Origin of the sequence: Umezawaea beigongshangensis (assembly GCF_016464305.1) — a bacterium.
Lineage (GTDB): Bacteria > Actinomycetota > Actinomycetes > Mycobacteriales > Pseudonocardiaceae > Umezawaea_A > Umezawaea_A beigongshangensis.
The window spans coordinates 294,790-314,021 of record NZ_JAEIOJ010000003.1 but is presented as its reverse complement, the minus strand read 5'-3'; the positions used below and the strand labels follow the sequence as shown (position 1 = coordinate 314,021).

Genomic DNA, 19,232 nt, shown 5'->3' with positions numbered 1-19,232 from the left:
GACGTGGAAGTACGTGCAGCGCAAAACGGGTTAGATGACCTGACCACCGCCACTTCAGGAGTCGCCGTGACCAGTGCCACCCCGTTGCGCAGGCAGCCGGTTCAGCAGCGCAGTGCCAAGCGCGTCGAGCGCATGGTCGAGGCGTGCGCGTCCTTGATCGACGAGGTGGGCTACGACGGGGTGACGACCACGCTCATCGCGGAACGCGCCGGTGTCGCCGTCGGTTCGCTCTACCAGTTCTTCCCGGACAAGCGCGCGGTCGTGCAGTCGCTGACCCTGCGCAACCTGGAGAAGTTCATGGAGACGATCACCGCGCGCTTCTCCACCACGGTCCTCGAACACTGGTGGGACGCCGTCGACTCGATCTTCGACGTGTACGTCGCGATGCACCGCGAGGTGCCCGCGTTCTCCCGGCTGCACTTCGGCGACGTCGTGGACATGCGGCTGCTCGACGACCAGCGCGACAACAACGCGGTGATCTCCGACCGGCTCTCGGAGCTGATCGCCGCGAAGTTCGGCATCCCGCTGCACGAGCTGCAACTGCCGATCTCCATCGCCGTGGAGGCGGCCGACGGCGTGCTGAAGCTCGCCTTCCGCCGCGACCCCGACGGTGATCCCGGCGTGCTCGCGGAGGCGAAGGAGCTGGTCAGGGGCTACCTGTCCAGCCGCATCGACACGCGGCAGCCGACGGCGGACGGTCAGCCGAAGTCGACTCCCTCGCCGCGGTAGGTCGGCACCGCGCCCTGCACCGCGTCGCCGCGCACGAGGTGGAACCGCGAGAACCTCTCGGCCAGCTCCCCCGCCTTGGCGTGCCGCATCCACACGCGGTCGCCGAGGCGCAGCGAGTCCGCGGCACGGCCCACGACCGGGGTCTGCACCTCTCCCGCGCCCTCCAGCCCGAGCAGCTTCAGCCCCTCCGGCAGGTGCGGCCGGGGCAGCCGGTCCGGCGTCGCCGTGCCCGAGGCCGGGTAGCCACCGGCGAACAGCGTCGCGGTCTTGTGGCCGGGGCGGCGGACGACCGGGAGGGCGAACAGGGCCGCCGGCCGGGGCGTGAACGCGCGGTAGGCGTCGAAGAGGGTCGGCGCGAGCAGGCCCGATCCGGCGGCGAGCTCGGTGACGGACCCGTCTGCGGCGGTCGTCTCCAGGCTGCCGGTGCCGCCGCCGTTGACGAACTCCAGGTGCGCCTGCGCCCGCACGGCCGCGACCGCGGCGGCACGGCGATCCAGGAGTTCGGCCGCCGAGCGCCGCTGCATCCACCGCAGAGCCGTCGCGCGCAGCGGGCGCCCCGGTGGGGCGTCCCCCAGTCCGGCGATCTGTCCCTCGTAGGCCATGACCCCCACCAGGGTGAATCCGGCGCGGTCGGCGATCCGCTGAGCCAGGCGGCCGGCGTCCCGCGCGGAGTGCACCGGCGAGCGCCGCGGACCGACGTGCAGCCCCGGCAGCGGTCGCCAGGACGCGTCGAGTTCGAGGCAGACGCGGATCTCGGGGTGGTGCAGACCCAGCGCGGCGTCGATCAGGTCGAGGTGAGCGGTCGAGTCGACCACGAGGGTGGTGCGGGCGCGCGCGACGTCGTCCGCGGCGAGTCTGCGCAGCGCGGCGTGGTCGACCGTGGGGTAGGCGACGAGCAGGTCGTCGCTGGTGTCGTGCCCGGACAGCCAGAGCGCCTCGGGGAGCGAGTAGCACATGACCCCGGCGTAGCCCGGCATCGCGAGCACCTGGTCCAGGAGGTGACGCACGCGCACGGACTTGCTGGCCACCCGGATCGGTCGCCCGGCGGCACGGCGGACCAGGTCGGCCGCGTTGTGCTCGAACGCGTCCAGGTCGACGACCGCGAACGGAGGATCGAGGTCCTTCGTCGCGGTGTCGAGCAGCATCCGCCAGCGCGTGGGGTTCACCGTCCCACGGTACGACGAACCTCCTTGAAAGGTGAATACCATTCACCTAACGTGTGTGGGTCACATCACTCTTCGGAGGTCGCATGGGCACGTCGTGGACGAACTGGTCGCGCACGGCCTTCGCGAACCCCCAGCGGGTCGAGCACCCGGCGAGCGTCGAGGCGATCGTCGAGGCGGTGACGAGCGCGCCCGCGGTCCGGCCGCGCGGCAGCGGCCACTCCTTCACGGGCATCGCCGTCGCCCCCGGCGTGGCCGTCGACCTGGACGCCTGGACCGGCGTGGTCGACGTGGACCGGGACGCGTGCCTGGTCACGGTGCGCTCCGGCACCACCCTGCGCGAGCTGAACGCCGCACTGGACCGGCTCGGGCTCGCCCTGCCCAACCTGGGCGACATCGACGCGCAGACCGTCGCGGGAGCCGTGTCGACCGGCACCCACGGCACCGGCGCGGAGCTCGGCGGCCTGGCCACCCTGGTCGCGGCGCTGGAACTCGTGCTGGCCGACGGCTCGGTCGTGCGCTGCTCGGCCACCGAGCGCCCCGACCTGTTCAGCGCGGCGCGCGTCGGCCTCGGCGCGCTCGGCATCATCACGACGCTCACGCTGCGGTGCGTGCCCGCCTTCGCGCTGCACGCGTGCGAGTCCCCCGGCCGCCTGGACGCGGTCCTGGAGGAGTTCGACGCCCTCACCGCCGCCGAGGACCACGTGGAGTTCCACTGGTTCCCGCACGGCGACCACGTGATCGTGAAGCGCAACAACCGGCTGCCCGCCGACGCCGAGCGGCGCCCGCTGTCGGCGCTGCGCCGGTTCTACGAGTACGAGGTGGTGGAGAACGCGGCCTTCGGGCTGGTGTGCCACCTGGCCCGCGCCGTGCCGTCCACGACCCGGCGGCTCAACCGGGTGTGCGGATCACTGGTGTCCGAGCGGGTCTACGACGACGTCTCCCACCGCGTGTTCACGACGCCGCGCCGCGTGCGGTTCGTGGAGACCGAGTACGCGCTGCCCCGCGAGGCGCTGCACGGCGTCCTGCGCGAACTGCGCTCGGCGGTGGCCCGGCTGGACCACGGCGTGATCGTGCCGGTCGAGGTGCGGGTCGCGCGGGCCGACGACGTCTGGCTGTCGACGGCGCACGGCCGCGACACCGCCTACGTCGCCGTGCACCAGTTCCTCGGCATGCCGTACCGGCAGTACTTCGACACGTTCGAGCAGATCGCCTGCTCGGTCGGCGGCCGGCCGCACTGGGGCAAGATGCACAGCCTCGACGCGGCGGTCCTGCGCGAGCGCTACCCGCACTTCGACGACTTCCGCCGCGTCCGCGCGGCCGTGGACCCGGAGGGCCGCTTCACGAACCCGTACCTGGACCGGGTGCTGGGTCGTGTCTGACCCCCGCGACGAGGGCGCGGCGATCGGACACGACCCGGCTCGGGGTCAGAGGCGGACGGCTTCCTCGATCGGGGTGTCGCCGCTCGTCAGCTCCAGGGTGCGACCGATCGTTCCCGCGGCGTCCAGCAGCGCCACCAGGACCGCGGCCACGTCGGCTCGCGGCACCGTGCCGCCCTCCACCCCGGCGGCCAGCGTCACGCGCCCGGTCGGCGCGTCGTCGGTCAGCCCGCCCGGACGCAGGATCGTCCAGTCGAGGTCGCGTTCCCGCAGGTCTTCCTCGGCCGCGCGCTTGGCTCGCAGGTAGGCGGCGAACACCTCGTCGACTCCGGGGTCGTCGGCCCGGTCGACTCCCATCGAGCCCACCTGGACGAACCGCCGGACACCCGCGAGCTGTGCCGCCTCGGCGAACAGCGCCGCCGCACCGCGGTCGACCGTGTCCTTTCGGGCAGTTCCGCTGCCCGGCCCCGCCCCGGCGGCGAACACCGCGGCGTCCGCGCTCGTCATGTACTCGGCGAGAGCACCCGCTTCGACGGATTCGAGATCGCAGTGGACCGGTACGGCCCCGGCGTCCCGCACGTCGGCGAAGTGGTCGGGATTGCGCACGAGCGCGGTGATCAGATCTCCTCGGGTGGCCAGCAGGCGCTCCAGGTGGAGCGCGATCTTCCCGTGGCCCCCGGCGACGACAACTCTCATGCCTCCGACCGTAGGTCAGGAAGCGGTGGCCAGCACCTGCTCGTAGACCAGTTCGTTCACCCAGCGGGTGGTGGCGGTGTCCTCGACCGGCACCTGCTCGTTGCGGCCCGACGCGTCGACGGTGACGTCGCGCTCGGTGTCGGCGAGCAGCACCGAGACGCCGTAGCGGCGCACGCGGGGCAGACAGTTCACCAGGTAGTCGTGGCTGAAGGCCACCGAGGACGGCAGGACGACCGCGGCGTTGCCGAAGCGGGCGAACGGCACGGCGGACGCGAGGCCGGTCCTCCAGTGCCGGGCGACGGCGAGCACGCCGACGATCCGCACGGCCGACGGCGGGACGCGGCCCTCCATCTCGGGCCACACCCACGTGGACACCGTGGTCCGGTCGGCCTCGGGGGTCGCTCCGACGCAGACGCGCTCGGCGTGGGCGTCGGCGATCAGTTCGGCGACGACGACCACCTTGCGGCCCATGAGGACCGTCTCGGGGAGCACGACGCCGTTCCAGCCGAGCCGCACGGCGGCCTCGGCAGCCAGCTCCTCGACGGAGGCCGGCAGTTCTGGAACCGGAAGAGCGGTGGCCGACTGCGCTCGCGCGCTGTCGGGAACCGCGATCCGTGCTGGGGTGCTGCTCACGCCAGGGCCTCCCTCGGCAACCGCGGCGGGGGTTCGCCGCGCTTCGACTCGTGCTCTGGATAAGGCGTACCAGGTGGAAAGCGCGCTGCCCCCGGCTCTGTTGACCTCCTGCGATCGACGGTTTCGAGGCGTCGGTGACCGGTCGACGGGCGGTAGGAGAAGTTCGGTCCTGCGGTGCTGCCGTCTGGGTGATGCGCCGGGCGCCCGCTACTCCATAAGCAGTGCTCCCGAGGGGTGGGGAACGCGTGGAGCAACCTCTCCGAAGCCGTTCGGAGAGGACCGGACGACGCCCGAGCGGGCCCGAATCGACCGCTGGTCGTGCCAGAGCGACCGGACGACGTCCGAGGGGGTGAAAATTCCGCACCTCGGGCGCGTCAAGAGCGGTGTGCGGACTTCAGCCCATCGCACCCGCCGGTTCTCCGCGATCGGCCGCTGAGAGTGACGGGACGTGGCGGTCGCGTTCGCCCGCAGCGAACAGACGGGCGGCCTCGCGGGGAGAGGAACCCCCGACCGGACGCTCGGAGAGCACTCCAGGACGCTCCGGTGACTGAGATCACGTACGAAGTACCGGGGCGAAACACGGAGTTCAGGCGTATGTGCGCGGGAACACCCGGGAACACCGCGGGAGAGGGGTGAACGACGAGGTCCCCCTGGCCAGAGACCAGGGGGACCTTGTTTCACACGTGGGCGAGGGGGGAGTTGAACCCCCACGTCCGTTAGGACACACGGACCTGAACCGTGCGCGTCTGCCATTCCGCCACTCGCCCGGAGCGACGTGGAGAACACTAGCACGGCGTCCCCACGAATAACCAATTGCCCCGTGTCGACCCTCCCCGGCCCGGATACGATCGAGTCAGGAAGCGTCGGGTTGGAGGGGTTAGCCGTGGGCCTCGTGCAGCGCTTCGAGCGCAGGCTCGAAGGCATCGTTGGCAACACCTTCGCGCGCGTGTTCGGCGGCAACGTCGTCCCGCAGGAGGTGGCGCAAGCGCTGCAGCGGGAGAGCGAGAGCAACATCCGCGAACTCGCCGGGGGTCGCCTGCTCGCGCCGAACCACTACAAGGTTCTGCTCGGACCGCAGGACCACGACCGCCTCGCCGGCGACGGTCAGGACGAACTGCGCATAACCCAGCTCCTGGCCGATTCGATCGAGGAGCACCTCGCCGAGTTCGGGTGGGACACATATGGTGACGTCGTAGTCTCCCTGGAGCGCTCCGACGCGCTGCACACCGGACAGTTCCGAACCAGCTCGTCCGTCGACCCCGACGTGAAAGTTGCCAGCCGACGGTCAGCACCACCTCGCACCGCAGGAGACCGATCCATGAGCCAGCCTCCCGGCTACGGACAAGGACAGGGCCAGCCCGGCCACGACCCCTATGGGCAGGGCGGCTATGGCCAACAGGGCTACGACCAGGGTTACGGTCAGCAGCCCGGTTACGACCAGGGCTACGGGCAGCAGCCCGGCGGCTACGACCAGGGCTACGGCCAGCCACCCGCTCAGCAGCCCCAGGGCTACGACCAGGGTTACGGCCAGCAGCCCGGTTACGACCAGGGCTACGGGCAGCAGCCCGGCGGCTACGACCAGGGCTACGGCCAGCCACCCGCTCAGCAGCCCCAGGGCTACGACCAGGGTTACGGCCAGCAGCCCGGTTACGACCAGGGCTACGGCCAGCAGCCGCAGGGCTACGACCAGGGCTACGGCCAGCAGCCCGGCGGCTACGACCAGGGCTACGGGCAGCAGCCCGGCTACCAGGACCCGTCCGCCGGCTACGCCCCGCCCGCCGTGCAGACCGGCCCCCGCCAGCTGGCGGCGACGCTGCACCTCGACGACGGCTCGAACCGCACGTACTCCCTGAAGCAGGGCGGCAACGTGGTCGGCCGCGGGCAGGAAGCGGACTTCCGCCTCCCCGACACCGGGGTCTCCAGGAGGCACCTGGAAATCACGTGGGACGGGCAGAGTGCAATGCTCGCTGATCTCGGTTCGACCAACGGCACCACGGTGAACGGCACTCCAGTGCAGACTTGGCAGCTCGCGGAAGGCGACGTCGTCCGCATCGGCCACTCCTCGCTGGTCTTCCGCACACAGGGCTGAGGTCGAGACGGGCGTCGGTGTCAGCACTCAAGGCGGGAGCGGTTACAACCGGTGCCAGAGCTGGTGATGCAGCTGACCAGAGCGGGTTTCCTCGTCCTGCTCTGGTTGTTCGTGCTGGCTGCACTTCGGGTAGTCCGGTCGGACCTCTACGCCGCCTCAGGGCTGCGGGTCGCGGCGACCGGGTTCCGGAAGAACGCGAATAAAACAGGTAGGGGAAGCAAGGCGCCCAGGCAGCTCGTGGTCACCCACGGCGCGCTGACGGGCACCCGGATCTCCTTGGACGGCAGGCCGATCATGATCGGTCGTGCCGACGACTCCACCCTCGTCCTGGACGACGACTTCGCGTCGACCAGGCACGCGAGGCTGTCCATGCGTGGAACCGACTGGTACGTGGAGGACCTCGGTTCCACGAACGGCACCTATCTGGACCGGGACAAGGTCACGGCTCCTCTGCGGGTGCCGCTCGGTGTCCCGATCCGAATCGGCAAAACGGTGATCGAGCTGCGCTCATGACCCTCGTCCTCCGATACGCGGCCCGAAGCGACCGGGGCCTGGTGCGTTCCAACAACCAGGACTCCGTGTACGCGGGCCCCCGCCTGCTCGCGGTAGCCGACGGCATGGGTGGCCACGCCGCCGGTGAAGTCGCGAGCAAGGTGGTCATCGCCGCACTGGCCCCCGTCGACGACGACGAGCCCGGTGACGACCTGCTCGGCCAGCTCCGCGAAGCGGTGGTGGCCGGCAACGGCGCCATATCCGAGCTCATCGCGGGCGACCCCGACCTGGACGGCATGGGCACCACGCTCACGGCCGTCCTGTTCGCGGGCACCCGCATCGGGCTCGTGCACATCGGCGACTCCCGCGCGTACCTCTACCGCGCCGGCACGTTCTCGCAGATCACGCACGACGACACGTTCGTCCAGTCGCTGGTCGACGAGGGCCGGATCACGCTGGAGGAGGCGGCGAGCCACCCCCAGCGCTCGTTCCTGCTCCGCGCGCTGACCGGTCACGAGATCGAGCCGAGCCTCACCGTGCGCGAGGCGCGCGCGGGCGACCGCTTCCTCCTGTGCTCCGACGGGCTCTCCGGTGTGGTCAGCCAGGAGACGATGGAGGAGGCCATCCGGATTCCGGACCCGCAGGCGTGCGCGGACCGGATGATCGAGCTCGCGCTCAAGGGCGGCGGTCCCGACAACATCACGGTGATCGTGGCGGACGTCGCGGACATCGACTTCGGGGAGGACGCCCCGATCGTCGGCGGCGCCGCCGGTGACGGCGCGGACGACCCGCCGCCACCGGACTCCCCCGCGTCCCGCGCGCAGTCGCTGACGCCGAGACCGGCCCAGCAGCGCGTGGAGACACCGGCGCAACCGGTGGACCCGAAGCGCAGGAGGCGCGGCCGCATCCGGGCCGCGCTTCTCGTGCTCTTCCTGCTCCTGCTGGTGGCGGCGGGTGGGTACGCCACCCGCTGGTGGGTGCTGCGGCAGTACTACGTCGGCGCGACCGACGACGGCCAGGTGTCGATCTTCCGCGGGGTGAGCGGCAGCTTCCTCGGCGTGGAGCTGCACGACCTGGCCGAGGGGTCGTGCCCGCCCGGTTCGCTCGGGTGTCAGCCGATCGCGGTCGACGACCTGCGAGCGGCGGCCAGGGACGTGGTCCGCGGCGGGATCACCGACGTCGACGGTCTGGAGGGCGCGCGGCAGAAGATCCGGCAGCTGCGCACCGAGCAGCTCCTGCCGATCTGCGCCGACACCTCGACCACGACGCAGCCGAGCACGCCGACCAGCGCGCCGACCACCAGCGAGCCTCCGGCCAGCACACCGGCGTCGCCGGAGGGCGGTCAGCCGAGTTCGGCGGAACCGACGACGACCACGCCGACCCCCGGCGTGACGACCCTTCCCACCTCCGCGCAGCGAGTCGGCGTGGACTGCCGGAAGGGTCAGTAGTCGATGGGTTCGCCGGTCCCCGCCGGGGAGGGCACACCAGTCGGGCGGGCGAGCAGCACGTCGCCCGGCCTGAAGGCGCCCACGCGCCGCGGTACCGAGCTCGTCATGCTCGCGTTCGCCGCGACGCTGGTCACCGGTGCCCTCATCCTGGTGGAGGCCAACCAGGAGCAGGAGCTGACGATGCAGATCGTCTACCTGGGCCTGGCGTACCTGACGCTGTTCGCCCTGGCGCACCTCGCGGTGCGCAGGTGGGCGCCCTACGCGGACCCGGCGATGCTGCCCTGCGTCGCGCTGCTCAACGGCCTGGGCCTGGTGATGATCCACCGGCTCGACCTGGCGGTGGACGACGACAAGGCGACCAGGCAGGTCATGTGGACCGCCATCGCCCTGGTGCTGTTCGTCGTCGCCCTGCGCTTCCTGCCCGACCACCGGACGCTGGCGAAGTACGGCTACACGTTCGGCCTCGTCGGACTGGTGGCGCTGGTGCTGCCCGGTGTCCTGCCGGGCTTCATCGCACCGCCCATCAACGGCGCGAAGATCTGGCTGAACTTCGGCGTGTTCTCCATCCAGCCGGGTGAGTTCGCGAAGATCCTGCTGATGGTCTTCTTCGCGGCGTTCCTGGTGTCGAAGCGCGACCTGTTCACGGTCGCCGGTCGTCAGATCCTCGGTCTGGACGTGCCGCGCGCCCGCGACCTGGGTCCGCTGCTGGCCGCGTGGGCGGTGTCGGTCAGCATCATGGTGCTCCAGCGGGACCTCGGGTCCTCGCTGCTGTTCTTCGGCATCGTCCTGGTCCTGCTCTACGTGTCGACCGAGCGCGCCGCGTGGGTGGTGCTGGGCCTGGTGATGTTCGCCGGCGGCGCCGTCGTGGCGTGGCGGCTGTTCACCCACGTGCAGACCCGCGTGTCGAACTGGATCGACCCGTTCGCCACGGCCCAGGAGGACGGCTACCAGATCGTGCAGTCGCTGTTCGGGCTCGGCACGGGCGGCATCTTCGGCGCCGGTCTGGGCGCCGGGCGGCCGGAGATCGTGCCGGAGGCGAGCACGGACTTCATCACGGCCGCGATCGGCGAGGAGCTCGGGTTCGTCGGCCTGGCCGCGCTGCTCCTGATCTACCTGATCTTCGCCATGCGCGGGCTGCGCAGCGCGCTCGCGGTCCGCGACACGTTCGGCAAGCTGCTCGGCGGGGGCCTCGCCTTCGCCGTCGCGTTCCAGGTGTTCATCGTCGTCGGGGGCGTCACCAAGCTCATCCCGATGACGGGCATCACCGCACCCTTCCTGTCCTACGGCGGTTCGTCGCTGCTGGCCAACTACATCCTCGTCGCGCTGCTGCTGCGGATCTCCGCCGCCGCCCGCACGCCGAAGACGGCTCCGAAGCCGAAGGTCCAGCAGCCGGCGATCGCCGACCAGCACACTGTCATGGTGGAGCGTCCGAAATGAACACACCGCTCCGCCGAGTCGGCCTGGCGATGATGGTCATGGTCCTGCTGCTGCTGGCCAACGCTACGTACGTGCAGGTCATCAAGGCCGACGACTACCGGAAGAACCCGCTGAACAGCCGGGTGCTGCTCGACGAGTACTCGCGGGAGCGCGGTCAGCTCATCGCCGCCGACGGCACGCCCATCGCCGGGGTGACGAAGACGGACGACAAGCTGGAGTACCTGCGCACCTACACCAACGGGCCGATGTACGCGCCGATCACCGGCTACTACTCGACCAGGTACGGCCCCGCCGGCCTGGAGCGCGCCGAGAACGACCTGCTCAACGGGTCGGACGACCGGCTGTTCACCCGGAGGCTGGCGTCGCTGATCACCGGTCGCGACCCCAAGGGCGGCAACCTCCAGCTCAGCGTCGACCCGCGCGCGCAGCAGGCGGCGTGGGACGGTCTGCAGGGCCTGACCGGGTCGGCCGTGGCGCTCGACCCGAGCACCGGCGCGATCCTGGCGATGGTGAACAGCCCGGCGTACGACCCGTCCCCGCTGGCGAGCCACGACGTCGCCGAGCAGAAGGCCGCGTACGACCAGTACAACACCGACCCCGGCGACCCGATGCTGAACCGGGCGATCTCCTCGACGCAGCCGCCCGGCTCGACGTTCAAGCTGGTGGTGGCCGCCGCGGCGCTGGCCGAGGGCAAGAACAAGGACACCACCTACACCGGTGCCCCGGAGATCACGCTGCCCGGCACGAACACCGGACTGACGAACTACAACAGCACCACGTGCGGCAACGGCACCACCGCGACGATGGAGCAGGCGCTGGAGAAGTCCTGCAACACCTACTTCGCGGAGCTGGCCGGTGACCTGGGCGCGGAGAAGCTGCGCGCGCAGGCGGCGAAGTTCGGCATCGACGACACCGACACGCAGATCCCGCTGACCGTCGTGGGCTCCACCCTCGGCGAGATGGCGGACGACGCGGCGGTCTACCAGAGCGGTCTGGGGCAGCGCGACGTCGCGCTGACGCCGATGCACAACGCGGTCGTCGCGGCCACCATCGCCAACGGCGGCGTGCGGATGAAGCCCCGCCTGATCAGCAAGGTGCTGGACCCCGACCTGGGCGTCATCGACGAGATCGACCCCGAAGAGGTCACCGAGGCGATGGAGCCGGAGCACGCGGCCGAGCTCCGCGACATGATGATCAAGTCGGAGAACAACACCGGCGGCGAGGGCAGGCTCAGCGGCGTCCAGATCGCGTCGAAGACCGGCACCGCCGAGCACGGCGCGGAGCCGCAGAAGGTCAACCCGCACGCCTGGTACGTGGCGTTCGCCCCCGCCGACAAGCCGACGATCGCCGTCGCGGTGCTCGTCGAGGACGGCGGCAACCGCGGCCTCGGGGCGACCGGTGGCAAGGTCGCCGCACCGATCGGGCGGGCGATCATCGGCGCCTTCCTCGGAGGTGGCTGATGCTGACCTCCGGCCAGCTCCTCGCCGACCGGTACCGCCTCACGAGGCGGATCGCCGTCGGCGGCATGGGCGAGGTCTGGGAGGCCGCCGACACCCGGCTCGACCGCCGGGTGGCGGTCAAGGTGCTCAAGACCGAGCTGAGCGGTGACGCCGAGTTCCTGCACCGCTTCCGCACCGAGGCGCGGATGACCGCGTCGCTGAACCACCCCGGTGTGGCGGCGGTGCACGACTACGGCGAGACGGCGTCGCTCCCCGACGGGCCGGAGGACACGGCCTACCTGGTGATGGAGCTGGTCGAGGGCGAGCCGCTCGCCACGATCATCTCCCGCGGCAGGCTGACCGCCGACCGCACGCTGGACGTGCTCCAGCAGGCGGGCACCGCGCTCCAGGCCGCGCACGAGCGCGGTCTGGTGCACCGCGACGTCAAGCCGGGCAACATCCTGGTGACGGCCACCGGCAAGGTGAAGATCACCGACTTCGGCATCGCGAAGGCGGCCGACGCGGCGCCGGTGACGCGGTCGGGCATGGTCATGGGCACCGCCCACTACATCGCCCCCGAGCAGGCGCTCGGGCACGAGGCCGAGCCGGCGAGCGACGTGTACTCGCTCGCGGTGTGCGGCTACGAGTGCCTGACGGGCCACCGGCCGTTCCTGTCGGAGAACGCGGTGACGGTCGCGATGATGCACATCCGCGACCTGGCGCCGCCGCTGCCGCCGGACGTGCCACCCGGTGTGCGCGCGCTGATCGAGGCGACCCTGGTGAAGGACCCCCGGCAGCGCTACCGCAACGGCGGGGAGTTCGCCGCCGCGGTCGCCGCCGTGCGGCTGGGGCAGCCGCTGCCGGCTCCGTCCGGGCTGGCGGTGGCCGCGGGCAACGGCCTGAACACGGGGATGATCCCCGGGCTCGGACAGCCGATGACCGGTCAGCAGATGGTCGGGCCGCAGATGACGGGGCCGCAGATGGCGGGTCAGCAGATGGCCGGGCAGATGTCGCACCCCGGTCTGCAACCCGTGCACCACCCCGGTTCCGCGCCGGGGCTGCAACCCGTCGTGCCACCCGGTCCGGTGGGACCGCACACGAGTCCGCCGAGCGGACCGCACACCGGAAACTTCGGCCCTCCCCAGCCAGCACCGAGGAAGGGGAGGGCCGGTCTGTGGGTTATGGTCGCTCTCCTGGTGATCGCGCTGATCGTGCTCGGCGTGGTCGTCGTGCGGGAGATGGCCGAGCGGAACGGCGCGTCGGGGGACCACCCCGGTGACGCCCGTGGCGCGACGACGTCCCCCGCCGCGGAGAACGGACCGGGACAGGGCGAGCAGAGCAGGCCCTCCCGTCCCGTGGAGTCGGCGGATCAGCTCCCGCGGAGCAGCACGGTGCGGATCGTCGAGACCGACTACATCGATCGCCCGATCGACGTGGTGGTGTCGAACCTGGAGGATTACGGGCTGGTTCCGGAGTCTGCGACCATCGACGGTGGTCTGCCGCGAGATCCGGCGAACTGCCGCGTCACGTCCGTGTCGCCCGCCGACGAGGTAGAGGTGGGATCACGCGTGAAGGTGACGTGCGTACCGACATGATTCGGACACGCTGGGCCGAATCAGCACGAGCGCGAACGCCAGGCATGATGGGAAGTCCGTTGACGAGGAGCGGGACGACGCACCGATGAGCACTCCGCGACTGCTCTCCAACCGCTACGAGCTGGGTGAGACCCTCGGCTACGGCGGCATGTCCGAGGTCCACAAGGGCCGGGACGTTCGTCTCAGCAGGGACGTGGCGGTCAAGGTGCTGCGCGCTGACCTCGCCCGCGACCCGCAGTTCCAGGAGAGGTTCCGCCGGGAGGCGCAGAACGCCGCGGCGCTGAACCACCCGGCGATCGTCGCGGTCTACGACACCGGCGAGACGACGACCGAGTACGGACCGCTGCCCTACATCGTCATGGAGTACGTGGACGGCCGCACCCTCCGCGACATCGTCAAGACCCAGGGTCCGCTGTCGAACAAGCGCGCCATGGAGGTCATGGCCGACGTCTCCGCCGCTCTGGACTTCAGCCACCGGCACGGCATCGTGCACCGCGACGTGAAGCCGGCCAACGTCATGATCACCAGGGCCGGCGCGGTGAAGGTGATGGACTTCGGCATCGCCCGCGCCGTGCACGACGGTCAGGCCGCGGTCACCCAGACGGCCGCCGTGATAGGGACCGCGCAGTACCTCTCGCCCGAGCAGGCCCGCGGCGAGGCGGTCGACGGTCGCAGTGACGTGTACGCCTCCGGCTGCGTGCTGTTCGAGCTGCTCACGGGCGAGCCGCCGTTCACCGGGGACTCGCCGGTGGCCGTGGCCTACCAGCACGTCCGGGAGGACCCCAAGTCCCCGTCGTCGCTGAACCCGCAGGTCTCCCCCGCGCTCGACGCGATCGTGCTCAAGGCGATGGCCAAGGGACCGGCGAACCGGTACCAGTCGGCCGCGGAGATGCGCGCCGACCTGGTGCGCGTGCTGTCCGGCCAGCGCCCGTCGGCTCCCGCGGTGATGACCGCCGAGGACCGCACGGCCGTGCTGAACCAGCAGCCGCAGCGCACCGAGGTCGTGTCCTCCGGCGGGCGGCACCGCCCGTCGGCGCTGCGCGACGAGCCCGACGACTACGACGACCTGACCGCGGAGGAGGAGGAACTCCGCCGCGTGCGGCGCAAGAAGTCGATGATGATCGCGCTCGTCGTGCTGCTGTGCATCGCCGTGCTGGCGCTCGCCGTGTGGATCACGACCACCCTGATGGGTCCGAAGGACAGCGCGCCCACGAACACGGTCGAGGTGCCCGACGTCGTCGGGCAGCAGGAGACCGTCGCGCGCGACCAGTTGCAGAGAGCCGGGCTGGTGGTCGTCCTGGAGCAGATCCCGTGCCAGGAGGGCTCCGTCCCGGCGTGCGGCGAGGACGACCTCGGCCGCGTGCTGGAGACCGACCCGGCCGCCGGCCGTCCCGTCGACAAGCAGACCCGCGTCACCATGCGGGTGGGCGCGAACCCGGAGAAGGTCGACGTGCCGGCCCTGCTCGGCATGACCATCCAGGACGCCCAGGCGGCGCTGGAGGGCGTCGGCCTGAAGCTGGCCGCCGACTCGCCGCAGGTGGAGACCGAGGACGCCGCGCTCGTCGGCAACGTCGCCGAGCAGGGGACGGCTCCCGGTGTGAAGCTCGCCAAGGGCTCGCAGGTCGCCGTGAAGATCGGCCGCGCGCCCGACAAGATCAACCTGGTCGGCGTCGTCGGGCAGACCGTCGCGAACGCGACCGCGACCCTCCAGCGCGAGGGCCTGGAGGTGCAGACCCAGGAGGTCGACAGCGCCGAGGAGGAGGGCATCGTCATCGGCCAGGACCCCCGGCCCGGCAAGGTCGACAAGGGCACGGTCGTCACGCTGAGCGTGTCGAGGGGCAACCAGATCATCGTGGTCGACCTGACCAACCTGTCCCTGAACGACGCGCGGAACAAGCTGCGCGCGACGGGCTGGGAGGGCAACCTCGAAGAGGGCGAGGAGACCAGGGTGACGGACCAGAACAAGAACAACAAGGTCCAGTCCCAGAGCGTCCCCGCCGGTACGAAGATCACCAAGAACCAGTCGGTGACGGTGTCGCTGGGCGACTTCAGCATCGTCCCGCCGACCTCGACGAGCACGAACTAGTTCGTCGGGGGGTCCTGCGGCGGTGGCGGTGCTGGCCTCCCGGAGCTGATCCGGGCCGCGCACCCCGGCGTGCGCGCGACCCCGCGCAAGCGCCCTGGAACGCACGACGACCACCGGCCCGGACGCGACGAGGGGGCGCACCGCGATCGGTGCGCCCCCTCGTCGCGTCCGGGCTACTGGCGCGCGGCGGCGGCCAGCACGCGCATGTCGTTCTCCAGCCGTGCCACGGTCGCCTCCGGGACGACGTGACCGCAGACGGCGAGCCAGTTGGCGAGCATCCGGTGCCCACCGTCGGTGAGGACCGACTCGGGGTGGAACTGCACGCCCTCGACGGGCAGCTCGCGGTGCCGCATCGCCATCACGACGCCGGACCCGGTCCGGCCGGTGACCTCGAACTCGGCCGGGACGGTGTCCGGGAGCACGGTCAGCGAGTGGTAGCGCGTCGCGGTGAACGGGTTCGGCAGCCCGGCGAGCACGCCGGTGCCGTCGTGGTGCACGAGGCTGGTCTTGCCGTGCAGCAGCTCGGGGGCGAGGTCGACCGTGCCGCCCCACACCGCGCCGATGGCCTGGTGGCCGAGGCAGACGCCGAGCACGGGCGTGCCGCGGTCGGCGCAGGCGCGGATGACGTCCATGCTGGAGCCCGCGCGCTCGGGGGTGCTCGGGCCGGGGCTGATCAGGACGCCGTCGACCTCGCCGATCTCGTCGAGTTCCACGACGTCGTTGCGGCGGACCACGCACTCGACGCCGAGCTGCGCCAGGTACTGGACGAGGTTGTAGACGAAACTGTCGTAGTTGTCGACGACGAGCACGCGCATGACGCTCAGGGTAGTCGTGACCAGCCTCATGAATACCATGAGGTTAGCCTCGCCTAAAGTATTTCCCATGAGTCGTACTCTCCGCGTCGCCGTCGTCGGCGCTGGCCCGGCCGGCACCTACGCGGCCGACATCCTCGCCAAGTCGGACGTCCCGGTCAGCGTCGACCTGTTCGAGAAGCTGCCCGCGCCGCACGGTCTCGTCCGCTACGGCGTGGCGCCCGACCACCCGCGCATCAAGGGCATCGTGGGCGCGTTGCAGCGCGTGCTCGACCGCCCGAACATCCGCCTCTTCGGCAACGTCGAGTACGGCGTCGACCTGAAGCTCGACGACCTGCGCGAGTTCTACGACGCGGTGATCTTCTCCACCGGCGCGCACAAGGACCGTCCGCTCGACGTCCCCGGCATCGACCTGCCCGGCAGCTACGGCGCGGCCGACTTCGTCTCCTGGTACGACGGTCACCCGGACGTGCCGCGCACGTGGCCGCTGGACGCCAGCAGCGTGGCCGTCCTCGGCGTCGGCAACGTCGCTCTCGACGTGGCCCGCATCCTCGCGAAGACCGCCGACGAGCTGCTCACCACCGAGATCCCGGACAACGTCTACCAGGGCCTCAAGGCCAGCCCGGTCACCGACGTGCACGTCTTCGGCCGCCGCGGCCCCGCCCAGGCGAAGTTCACGCCGCTGGAGCTGCGCGAGCTGGACCACTCCCCCAACGTCGAGGTGATCGTCCACCCCGAGGGCATCGAGTTCGACGAGGCCAGCATGGCGTCGATCCGCTCGAACAAGCAGGTCGAGATGGTCGTGAAGACGCTCCAGGAGTGGGCGATGCGCGATCCGGGCACCCGTCAGCGCCGCCTGCACCTGCACTTCCTGCACGCCCCCGTCGAGGTCCTCGGCGACGAGCGCGTGACCGGTCTGCGCACCGAGGTGACCGAGCTGACCGGCACCGGCGACGTGCGCGGCACCGGCGAGTTCCACGACTGGGACGTGCAGGCCGTGTACCGCGCCGTGGGCTACCTCAGCACGCAGCTGGCCGACCTGCCGTTCGACCACGCGTCGGGCACCGTGCCGCACCGGGCGGGACGCGTGCTGGACCTGGACGAGCAGGCGCTGCCCGGCGTCTACGTCACCGGCTGGATCAAGCGCGGACCCATCGGCCTCATCGGCCACACCAAGGGCGACGCGCTGGAGACGATCACCAGCCTCCTCGCGGACGTGCCGGACCTCGTGCCGCCCGTGCAGGACGACCCGGACGCGATCGTGCAGTTCCTCACCCAGCGCGGCGTGCCCTTCACCACCCTGGAGGGCTGGGCCAAGCTCGACCAGCACGAGCTCTCCCTCGGCGCCGCCGAGGGCCGCGAGCGCGTGAAGGTCGTCGACCGCGACACGATGCTCTCGATCTCCCACTCCTGACCCGCCGAAACGCGACACGAGCCCGCCCCCGGTCCTCGGGGGCGGGCTCGTGTCGCGCGGGGGTCTGCTCGGTGGTGACTACTCGGTGGTGACGTTGTTGAACGGCAGCAGCGGCTCCGCCCACGGGAACACCACGAACATCAGCAGCGTCACGACGACGGCGACCAGCAGGAGCGCCTCGACCACGCGCAGCGCGAGCGGCCCCGGCAGGTGCCGCCAGATCCACTCGTACATCAGGACTCCTCCAGCTCGGGGGGCGTCTCGGTGGGCTTGTCGGGGTTCTTCTCCCACTGCTTGACCAGCGTCGCGTGGATGATCAGGCGCTCCTTGTCGGAGAACCGCGGGTGGCAGGTGGTGAGGGTCAGCAGCGACGCCTGCTGCGTGACCGGGACCTCTCCCTCGTAGTGGGGGATCGGGTTGATCACCTCGCCCTGCTTGGGCGAGACGATCTCCTGGCCGACGGTCTGCGCGTACGGGCCGCCGCCGGGCTGCGCCGGGTCCTTCATCGGCGCGACGTTCGCGCACTTCTCGCTGCGGCCCCTGCCCTCGGCCCAGCCCTGCTCCTCGCCCTCCATCGGCAGCACCCGGTAGACGAACCAGCCGGTCTGCGTCTCCACGACGACCGCGTCGCAGGAGTTGAGCAGGTCGAGGTCGTTGAACGGGGAGCCCTTGCCGACGCGGTGACCGGCGACGGCGAAGTTGCCGGGCTCGCCGGGCAGCGCCGTGCCCACGTAGTGACCGGGACCGACCTCCAGGTCCGCGTCCGTGGTGCCCTCGACGATGGAGAACTTGTAGTCGGGACCGAACACCGGGATGTAGATCTTCGCGAACGCCGAGCCCTCGATCAGCTCGTACTTCGCCTCGCGCTGGGCTCCGTCGACGGTGTTGGCGCCCCACTGGTCGTCCAGGGCCGCGGTCACGTCGTCCTGCTTGCCCGCGGACACGAGGTCGGTGACGTAGACCTCGTAGACGACGAACAGCAGCACGACGAGACCGGCCGTGATCAGCAGTTCGCCGATCCCGCGCACGGCCTTGCGGCCGATGCCGTCCTCCGGGTGCTCGCGTGCGGCCACGGCGTCCTCGTCGCCGACGTCGTACTCGTCGTCGGCGTCCGCGACGCCGTGGAGGTTCTGCGCGTCGCGATCTTCACCCACTCGGGGGATGACCACGGTCTGCGCGTCGATCGTCCGGGGGCGGACCGGCGGCGCCGGGCGCTGCGGCGGGCGCGTCGCCGCCGCGGGCGGCAGGCTGCCGGTGAACACGGGCTTGGCGAACTGCGTCGGCTCGACGGGGGGCGCGACCGCGCGCGCCCGGACCCGCTCGGTCGGGGCGTCCGCGGCCGAGCGCGGGGCACCGCCGAGCCGGTCGGCGACCGGGGAGCCCTGCGGCGTCGGAGGCCGCCGGGGCGGACCGCCGGCCGGGGACGGGGACGGCCGCCGGCCGGGCGCACCGGTCACCGGCACACCTCCCGCCGGGGTGCCTCCCACCTGGGCACCTCCAGCCGGGGTGCCTCCCGGTGGTGTTCCCGGAGCCGGAGGGGCGCTGCGCCGGGTGCCGCCCGCGGGGGTGTTCGGCCCGGCGGGTGGAGCGGCGCCGGGCGCGAACGGCGCTCCCTGCGGTCCCTGCGGCCGGAGGCCCGGGTGCGGGCGCGGCGCGGGGCGGCCCTGCTGGGGTCCGGCGGGCGGGTACGGCCCCGGCCGGGGACCGGCTCCCGGAGGACCCTGCACCGGGCGCGGCCCGGCCTGCGACGACGGCGGCGCCACCTGCTGCTCTTCCTGGTGAGGCGCGGGCGGAGCCTCGGGGGACGGGCGCTGGGGGCG

General features: G+C 71.5%; 16 protein-coding genes and 1 tRNA gene. 10 read left to right on the top strand and 7 right to left on the bottom strand.

The genetic code is table 11. The features are described 5' to 3' along the window. Positions 1 to 66: 66 nt before the first annotated feature. Entirely contained in the window at positions 67 to 729 is a 663-nt protein-coding gene (locus IMZ35_RS09640) for a TetR/AcrR family transcriptional regulator (RefSeq protein ID WP_307867890.1), read from the top strand. Here IMZ35_RS09640 and IMZ35_RS09635 read toward each other — a convergent pair. Beyond that, positions 699 to 1,874, bottom strand: coding sequence for an amino acid deaminase/aldolase (locus IMZ35_RS09635; protein ID WP_199441002.1), 1,176 nt, complete (start codon positions 1,872 to 1,874; stop codon positions 699 to 701). The two genes, IMZ35_RS09640 and IMZ35_RS09635, sit on opposite strands and share 31 nt — an antisense overlap. Before the next feature lie 104 nt (positions 1,875 to 1,978). Here IMZ35_RS09635 and IMZ35_RS09630 point away from each other — a divergent pair, with 104 nt between their 5' ends. Next, positions 1,979 to 3,274, top strand: a complete 1,296-nt coding sequence (locus IMZ35_RS09630; protein ID WP_199440630.1) for a D-arabinono-1,4-lactone oxidase — start codon at positions 1,979 to 1,981, stop codon at positions 3,272 to 3,274. Positions 3,275 to 3,319: 45 nt separating this feature from the next. Here the strand turns inward: IMZ35_RS09630 and IMZ35_RS09625 are convergent, their stop codons facing one another. The 3 genes from IMZ35_RS09625 to IMZ35_RS09615 all read right to left on the bottom strand — a co-directional run bounded on the left by IMZ35_RS09625 (position 3,320) and on the right by IMZ35_RS09615 (position 5,367). Then, entirely contained in the window at positions 3,320 to 3,967 is a 648-nt protein-coding gene (locus tag IMZ35_RS09625) for an NAD(P)H-binding protein (protein ID WP_199440629.1), read from the bottom strand. Positions 3,968 to 3,982: 15 nt separating this feature from the next. Further along, positions 3,983 to 4,600 carry a hypothetical protein gene (locus IMZ35_RS09620; protein WP_199440628.1) on the bottom strand — a complete coding sequence of 206 codons (618 nt, stop codon included), beginning with the start codon at positions 4,598 to 4,600 and terminating at the stop codon, positions 3,983 to 3,985. Between the two features lie 684 nt (positions 4,601 to 5,284). Further along, a tRNA-Leu gene (locus tag IMZ35_RS09615) sits at positions 5,285 to 5,367 on the bottom strand. Positions 5,368 to 5,483: 116 nt separating this feature from the next. On the opposite strand from IMZ35_RS09615, the gene IMZ35_RS09610 reads away from it, so the two are divergent. The 7 genes from IMZ35_RS09610 to pknB all read left to right on the top strand — a co-directional run bounded on the left by IMZ35_RS09610 (position 5,484) and on the right by pknB (position 15,186). Further along, positions 5,484 to 6,689, top strand: a complete 1,206-nt coding sequence (locus IMZ35_RS09610; protein ID WP_199441000.1) for an FHA domain-containing protein — start codon at positions 5,484 to 5,486, stop codon at positions 6,687 to 6,689. 51 nt (positions 6,690 to 6,740) lie between these two features. Then, positions 6,741 to 7,202, top strand: a complete 462-nt coding sequence (locus tag IMZ35_RS09605; protein ID WP_199440627.1) for an FHA domain-containing protein FhaB/FipA — start codon at positions 6,741 to 6,743, stop codon at positions 7,200 to 7,202. Continuing rightward, positions 7,199 to 8,629: a PP2C family protein-serine/threonine phosphatase gene (locus IMZ35_RS09600; RefSeq protein WP_199440626.1), complete on the top strand. Its 1,431-nt coding sequence runs from the start codon at positions 7,199 to 7,201 to the stop codon at positions 8,627 to 8,629. Before IMZ35_RS09605 ends, IMZ35_RS09600 begins: the two co-directional genes overlap by 4 nt. A 3-nt stretch (positions 8,630 to 8,632) precedes the next feature. Beyond that, on the top strand, positions 8,633 to 10,066 hold the full coding sequence (locus IMZ35_RS09595) for an FtsW/RodA/SpoVE family cell cycle protein (protein WP_199440625.1): 1,434 nt from the start codon (positions 8,633 to 8,635) through the stop codon (positions 10,064 to 10,066). Further along, positions 10,063 to 11,526, top strand: coding sequence for a peptidoglycan D,D-transpeptidase FtsI family protein (locus IMZ35_RS09590; RefSeq protein WP_199440624.1), 1,464 nt, complete (start codon positions 10,063 to 10,065; stop codon positions 11,524 to 11,526). The genes IMZ35_RS09595 and IMZ35_RS09590 overlap by 4 nt, the downstream gene beginning before the upstream one ends. Next, positions 11,526 to 13,100, top strand: coding sequence for a serine/threonine-protein kinase (locus tag IMZ35_RS09585; RefSeq protein ID WP_199440623.1), 1,575 nt, complete (start codon positions 11,526 to 11,528; stop codon positions 13,098 to 13,100). Before IMZ35_RS09590 ends, IMZ35_RS09585 begins: the two co-directional genes overlap by 1 nt. Before the next feature lie 85 nt (positions 13,101 to 13,185). After that, a complete protein-coding gene (gene pknB, locus IMZ35_RS09580) occupies positions 13,186 to 15,186 on the top strand; it encodes a Stk1 family PASTA domain-containing Ser/Thr kinase (protein ID WP_199440622.1) in 2,001 nt (666 codons plus the stop codon). A gap of 173 nt (positions 15,187 to 15,359) precedes the next feature. Here pknB and IMZ35_RS09575 read toward each other — a convergent pair whose 3' ends face one another. Beyond that, positions 15,360 to 16,001: an aminodeoxychorismate/anthranilate synthase component II gene (locus tag IMZ35_RS09575; RefSeq protein ID WP_199440621.1), complete on the bottom strand. Its 642-nt coding sequence runs from the start codon at positions 15,999 to 16,001 to the stop codon at positions 15,360 to 15,362. A 67-nt stretch (positions 16,002 to 16,068) separates the two neighbouring features. Between IMZ35_RS09575 and IMZ35_RS09570 the strand changes: the two genes are divergently transcribed. After that, a complete protein-coding gene (locus tag IMZ35_RS09570) occupies positions 16,069 to 17,412 on the top strand; it encodes an FAD-dependent oxidoreductase (protein WP_199440620.1) in 1,344 nt (447 codons plus the stop codon). 78 nt (positions 17,413 to 17,490) lie between these two features. Here the strand turns inward: IMZ35_RS09570 and IMZ35_RS09565 are convergent, their stop codons facing one another. Next, positions 17,491 to 17,646, bottom strand: a complete 156-nt coding sequence (locus tag IMZ35_RS09565) for a hypothetical protein (protein WP_199440619.1) — start codon at positions 17,644 to 17,646, stop codon at positions 17,491 to 17,493. Continuing rightward, positions 17,646 to 18,869, bottom strand: a complete 1,224-nt coding sequence (locus IMZ35_RS09560; RefSeq protein WP_307867889.1) for a class E sortase — start codon at positions 18,867 to 18,869, stop codon at positions 17,646 to 17,648. The genes IMZ35_RS09565 and IMZ35_RS09560 overlap by 1 nt, the downstream gene beginning before the upstream one ends. Positions 18,870 to 19,232: the final 363 nt, after the last annotated feature.

What these genes read in the sequence shown, in the direction of transcription:
- IMZ35_RS09635 (WP_199441002.1), bottom strand. Translation starts at nt 1,874, where the DNA reads ATGCTGCTCGACACCGCGACGAAGGACCTCGATCCTCCGTTCGCGGTC.
- IMZ35_RS09630 (WP_199440630.1), top strand. Translation starts at nt 1,979, where the DNA reads ATGGGCACGTCGTGGACGAACTGGTCGCGCACGGCCTTCGCGAACCCC.
- IMZ35_RS09625 (WP_199440629.1), bottom strand. Translation starts at nt 3,967, where the DNA reads ATGAGAGTTGTCGTCGCCGGGGGCCACGGGAAGATCGCGCTCCACCTG.
- IMZ35_RS09600 (WP_199440626.1), top strand. Translation starts at nt 7,199, where the DNA reads ATGACCCTCGTCCTCCGATACGCGGCCCGAAGCGACCGGGGCCTGGTG.
- IMZ35_RS09595 (WP_199440625.1), top strand. Translation starts at nt 8,633, where the DNA reads ATGGGTTCGCCGGTCCCCGCCGGGGAGGGCACACCAGTCGGGCGGGCG.
- IMZ35_RS09590 (WP_199440624.1), top strand. Translation starts at nt 10,063, where the DNA reads ATGAACACACCGCTCCGCCGAGTCGGCCTGGCGATGATGGTCATGGTC.
- IMZ35_RS09585 (WP_199440623.1), top strand. Translation starts at nt 11,526, where the DNA reads ATGCTGACCTCCGGCCAGCTCCTCGCCGACCGGTACCGCCTCACGAGG.
- pknB (WP_199440622.1), top strand. Translation starts at nt 13,186, where the DNA reads ATGAGCACTCCGCGACTGCTCTCCAACCGCTACGAGCTGGGTGAGACC.
- IMZ35_RS09575 (WP_199440621.1), bottom strand. Translation starts at nt 16,001, where the DNA reads ATGCGCGTGCTCGTCGTCGACAACTACGACAGTTTCGTCTACAACCTC.
- IMZ35_RS09570 (WP_199440620.1), top strand. Translation starts at nt 16,069, where the DNA reads ATGAGTCGTACTCTCCGCGTCGCCGTCGTCGGCGCTGGCCCGGCCGGC.
- IMZ35_RS09565 (WP_199440619.1), bottom strand. Translation starts at nt 17,646, where the DNA reads ATGTACGAGTGGATCTGGCGGCACCTGCCGGGGCCGCTCGCGCTGCGC.